Here is a 4800-nt window from a genome sequence, read left to right on the forward strand (position 1 = left end):
TCCGCAATGTGCCGCTGCTGTTGCAGCTTTTTTTCTGGTACTTCGCCGTGCTCGCCGTCCTGCCCGCACCGCGCGCCAGCACGCTGCGCTGGGGCTGCGATGAGACCGGTTGTCTCGCCATGCTGAATAACCGTGGGCTCGCCCTCGCTGCGTCGCTGTGGCAGCCGCCGTTACAGTGGGCGCTTGCCGCGTTCGCCTGCGGTATCGTCGCCACGCTGCTGCTCTGCGGCTGGAACCGTCGCCGCCAGCGGCACAGCGGGCAGGTGCTGCGGCTGTGGTGGGCGTACGGTCTGCTCACCGCCGCGCTGCCGCTGGCGGTGTTTTTCGTGCTGGTCGGGCCGGAGCAGGTGAGCCGCCCGCTGTTGCAGGGGTTTAATGTGCGCGGCGGTGTGACGCTGTTGCCGGAGCTGCTGGCGCTGTGGCTGGCGTTGTCGCTGTATAGCGCCTCGTATGTGGCGGAGTATGTGCGCAGCGGCATTGCCTCGGTGCCGCGCGGGCAGTATGAGGCGGCGGAGTCGCTCGGCTTGCCGCCGGCGCGGGTGATGCGCCTCGTCGTGCTGCCGCAGGCGCTGCGGGTGATGGTGCCGCCGCTCACCAGCCAGTTCGCCAATGTGGTGAAGAACTCGTCGCTGGCGACGGCGATTGCCTACCCCGATCTGGTCTCGGTCTTTACCGGCACGGCGCTCAATCAGACGGGGCGCGCAGTCGAGATTATTGTGATGACGATGACGGTCTATCTCGCCATCAGTCTGGTGATTTCTTTATTGATGAACGGCTATAACCGCCGTGTCCGCCTGGTGGAACGATGAGTGATTTTTCCTATTTGCCCGACCGCGCCCCGCCCGCATCCGAATTCGGCCTGTGGTGCTGGCTGCGCCGTAATCTGTTTGCCTCGCCGCTGCACGTCTGTCTGACCCTGCTGGCGCTGTACCTGCTCTACCGCATCCTGCCGCCGCTCTTCCTCTGGGCGGTGTGGCACGCCGATTTGCGCGGCACGACGGCGGCCGATTGTCAAAGCGGCGGCGCCTGCTGGGTCTTCATCAAAATGCGCCTCGCGCAGTTTCTCTACGGTTTTTATCCCGAAGCGGAACGCTGGCGGGTGTGGCTGCTGTTCCTCGGCATCGTCCCCGCCACCTTCGCCGCGCTGTGGCGCGGGCGCGGACGGGCGCGGCTGTGGGCGCTGGTCTTCACCCTCTTCATCCTGCCGCCGCTGTCGTGGTTCCTGCTGCGTGGCGGCGTCCTCGGCCTGCCGCCGGTGCGCAGCAACCAGTGGGGCGGGATGATGCTGACCCTCGTCGTCGCCTCTGCCGGGCTGGTCTTCGCCCTGCCGCTCGGCATCCTGCTCGCGCTGGGGCGCACGTCCAATCTGCCGGTGCTGCGCGCGTGCTGCACGGTCTTCATCGAACTGTGGCGCGGCGTGCCGCTCGTTACCGTCCTCTTCATGGCGAACGTCATGCTGCCGCTCTTCCTGCCGCCGCATATCCACGTCGATAACCTCCTGCGCGCGCTGATTGGCGTCGCCCTCTTCGCCTCGGCCTACATGGCGGAAGTGGTGCGTGGCGGCTTGCAGGCCATCCCGCGCGGGCAGTACGAAGCGGCGGACAGCCTCGGCCTCGGCTATGCAGCGAAAATGCGCCTCGTCATCCTGCCGCAGGCACTCACGACCGTCATCCCCGGTATCACCAATACCTTCGTCGGCCTCTTCAAAGACACCACCCTCGTCTCCATCATCGGTCTCTACGACTTCCTCGGCATCGTCCACTCCGCCGGACAAGACCCCGCCTGGCTCGGCCACAGCATGGAAGGCTACGCCTTCTGCGCCCTCGTTTACTTCCTGCTCTGCTACGGCATGAGCCACACCAGCTACCGCATCGAACGCCATTTCACCCCGGAACGCCCATGACAGACGCCATCAACATCCACCACCTCAACAAGTGGTACGGCAAATACCACGCCCTGAAAAACATCGACCTGAACGTGAAAAAAGGCGAGCGCCTCGTCATCTGCGGCCCATCCGGTTCGGGCAAATCAACGCTGATCCGCTGCATCAACCGCCTCGAAACCTATCAAGAAGGCGAAATCCGCCTGGACGGCGAAGTCCTCACCGGCAGCGCCAAACAGACGCGCGATCTTAGGCGCAAAGTCGGCATGGTCTTCCAGCAATACAACCTCTTCCCGCACCTCACCATCCTCGACAACCTCACCCTCGGCCCCATCTGGGTGAACAAACAGCCGCGCGCGCAGGCAGAAGCGACCGCGCGACAATACCTCGAACGCGTCGGCATCCGCGAACAGGCGGACAAATACCCAGGGCAACTCTCCGGCGGCCAACAACAACGCGTCGCCATTGCCCGCGCCCTGTGCATGGACTGCGAAGTCTTGCTCTTCGACGAACCCACCTCGGCACTCGACCCGGAAATGATCAAAGAAGTGCTGGACGTCATGATCGAACTCGCGGAAAACAGCCGCATCACCATGCTGGTCGTCACGCACGAAATGGGCTTCGCCCGCACCGTCGCCGACCGCATCGTCTTCATGGACAAAGGCGAAATCCTCGAAACCGCACCGCCGGAAGACTTCTTCACCAACGCCCGCCACCCGCGCGCGCAAGAATTTTTGAGCCAGATATTGCAGCAGCCGGGGTAGGGGGGCAAGATTTATGCCAATTCCAAAAATTAAACTGAGAAACCAGCGTGGCGGAGACAGTACGACATACGGCGAGACGTGCCGACACACTCAGATTATTTCCTAGACAGGTATTATCCACGCTTGGTGGTTTTTCTGCTTATCGCAAACAGTGTAGGTAATAGGTCGTGCACAGTGGGATACGAATTATTGTGAAAGATAGAACGAAATAAGTAGAACAAGTTAAAATGGTTCTGAAGGATGACTATTTCAAGAATATCTTGATCTGGTATTCTTAAAGGGTATTTAAAAGGTTAATAGTATGAAGATTAAAAGTTTTTCTGTTTCTAATTTTAGAAGCATTACGTCTGCGCATAAAATAAGCATAGCCAATGATTTAACAATTCTAATAGGAAAAATAATGAAGGTAAATCCAACTTGCTGCGAGCACTACAGGTAGCCATGGATGCGCTTCAAAGGCCAAGTGAGAGAAGATTAAGAAATTATATAATTGACAGGTTGGGTATATACAACTGGGAGCGAGACTTTCCTATTCAGCTTCAAGAAAAAAGACGTTCTGCACAAACTATTTTTAAAATAGATTTTCTTCTGGACAATTCAGAGATAATAGAGTTTAAAGAACTTACAGGTGCTAATTTGAATGGAATTTTGCCAATTGAGATAAAAATTGGGAAAGATGATATTCCAATTATTAATATAAAAAAATCAGGTAAGAATGCTTCGCAGCTTACAAATAAAGTACAAAAAATATCTAGCTTTATAGGTAGTCGGGTTTCTTTCAACTATATACCAGCAATAAGGACAGATAAGGAGGCATTGGATGTAGTTCAAAGGATGCTGTCTCATGAACTAAGATTGCTTGAGAATAATGATAAATATATCCAAGCGTTAAAAGCCATTGAAAATTTACAGCAACCTGTACTAGATAAATTAGCTGAACAAATACAAAAGCCGTTATCAGAATTTCTCCCTTCGATTAAGAAAGTATCTATCGAAATTTCTGAAGTTAATCGGAAGATTGCACTGAGAAGAGATATTGATATTATTATTGATGATGGGATAGAAACAAGTTTGGAATATAAAGGTGATGGAGTAAAAAGCCTAGCAGCACTAGGGTTATTGAAGAATAAAACAGAAACCGCAGGTGCCTCAATTATTGCTATTGAAGAGCCTGAATCACATTTGCATCCTGGTGCAATACACCAGATTAATGAAATTATTAATTCTCTTTCTAAGATGAATCAAGTTATATTAACAACGCATAATCCGTTATTTGTAAATAGAGAAAATCTTAAAAGTAATATCATTATAGATAAAGGAAAGGCAAATCCAGCAAAAAATATAGATATGATACGCGATGTGTTAGGAATAAGAGCTTCAGATAATTTAATACATGCTAATTATGCTTTATTAGTAGAAGGCAATGGGGATGTTAAAATATTTAAGGCAATATTGCCAGTATTGAGCAATAATCTGGCAAAAGCGTTAAAAAATAATCTATTAATAATAAAATCGATGGGTGGTTCAGGAAATTTATTATATGAACTATCTTTATTAAGAACATGTCTATGTCTCACCCACACTTATCTTGATCATGATGAAGCTGGCAGAAATGCTTTGGAAAAAGCACGCAGGGAAGGATTAATAGATAATTCAAGTTATACAATGTCAACATGTGCGGGGATGAAAGATTCTGAAATTGAAGATTGCTTAGATATAAATTGCTATAAAGATGCTATTTCTAGAGAATTTGGGATAGATATAACTTCATCTAAATTTAGTCCTAAATTCAAGAATAATAGAAAATGGTCTGATCGTATGAAAGATTGTTTTATATTGTCTGGAAGACTAGGTGATGATCATGAACTTTCAAAAGCAAAAGCCATAGTGGCAGAAGAAGTATCTAAGAATCCACACTGCCTTAATCAACATAAATGTGATTCCATTAAAGCCCTTGTTGATTCATTAGAGAGAATGCTTGCGAATATTTGAGCGAGCGTAGAGTGGGCTCAACTCCGTCTTATCCAGCACCGTCGTGATAAACCTTTGACGGGTTTCTTTTTACCTGTATTTGCTTAGAACGTGTTCATTGTCTCAGCCTCTGCTGTAAACTATCGGTATGAACAGAAAAACCTACCCAAGCGATATCAGTCG

The 4800-nt window shown here is 50.8% G+C and carries 3 protein-coding genes and 1 pseudogene; all 4 read left to right on the forward strand.

Annotation, left to right across the window (positions count from 1 at the left end; all coding sequences use genetic code 11):
* Window positions 1-809, forward strand: an 809-nt coding sequence (locus Q0562_RS08710) for an ABC transporter permease subunit (protein WP_298643535.1), incomplete at its 5' end; no start/stop codon positions are given.
* On the forward strand, window positions 806-1903 hold the full coding sequence (locus Q0562_RS08715) for an amino acid ABC transporter permease (protein WP_298643537.1): 1098 nt from the start codon (window positions 806-808) through the stop codon (window positions 1901-1903). The genes Q0562_RS08710 and Q0562_RS08715, both read left to right, overlap by 4 nt.
* Window positions 1900-2646, forward strand: coding sequence for an amino acid ABC transporter ATP-binding protein (locus Q0562_RS08720; protein WP_298643539.1), 747 nt, complete (start codon window positions 1900-1902; stop codon window positions 2644-2646). Before Q0562_RS08715 ends, Q0562_RS08720 begins: the two co-directional genes overlap by 4 nt.
* 405 nt (window positions 2647-3051) lie before the next feature.
* Window positions 3052-4638: pseudogene (locus tag Q0562_RS08725) on the forward strand (AAA family ATPase); the annotation flags it as partial.
* Window positions 4639-4800: the final 162 nt, after the last annotated feature.

Origin of the sequence: uncultured Cardiobacterium sp. (assembly GCF_938028825.1) — a bacterium.
Lineage (GTDB): Bacteria > Pseudomonadota > Gammaproteobacteria > Cardiobacteriales > Cardiobacteriaceae > Cardiobacterium.